At 45.6% G+C, this 583-nt stretch carries 1 protein-coding gene; it reads left to right on the top strand.

Annotated features, from left to right (window positions below; all coding sequences use genetic code 11):
- The coding region (cpdA, locus tag R7190_RS29195) for a 3',5'-cyclic-AMP phosphodiesterase (protein ID WP_318138114.1) at positions 1–583 on the top strand (583 nt) is incomplete at both ends.

Here is a 583-nt window from a genome sequence, read left to right as displayed (position 1 = left end):
CTGCTGTGGTTAACGAAGTTTTGCGCCGCAAAGTGGGGTTTGATTACATTTTAGCGACTGGCGATATTTCACAGGATCATAGCGCCGAGTCTTATCAACGATTTGCTGATGGCATTGCGCCGCTGCAAAAGGATTGTTATTGGCTGCCGGGAAATCACGATTACAAACCCAATATGGGCAGTGTGTTACCTTCACCACAAATTCAAGCGGCAGAACATGTGTTGCTGGGTGAAAAGTGGCAATTGATTTTGCTTGATTCTCAAGTAGTAGGCGTGCCTCATGGGCGTTTAAGCGATCAGCAGTTGACTCTTTTGGAAGAGAAATTAACGGAATTTCCTGAGCGTCATACACTGGTTTTATTGCATCACCATCCTTTGCTGGTGGGGAGCGCTTGGCTTGATCAGCATACGTTGAAAGACGCAGAAGCGTTTTGGCAAGTTGTGGATCGATTCGACAATGTAAAAGGCATTTTGTGTGGGCATGTTCATCAAGACATGAACGTAATACACAAAGGTATTCGAGTGATGGCAACACCATCAACGTGTGTCCAGTTTAAGCCGAATTCCGATGATTTCGCGCTTGA

Source organism: Vibrio sp. 1078-1, assembly GCF_033340475.1.
Note: the sequence above shows the minus strand (reverse complement) of the source record. Positions and strands in the feature narration are given on the sequence as shown.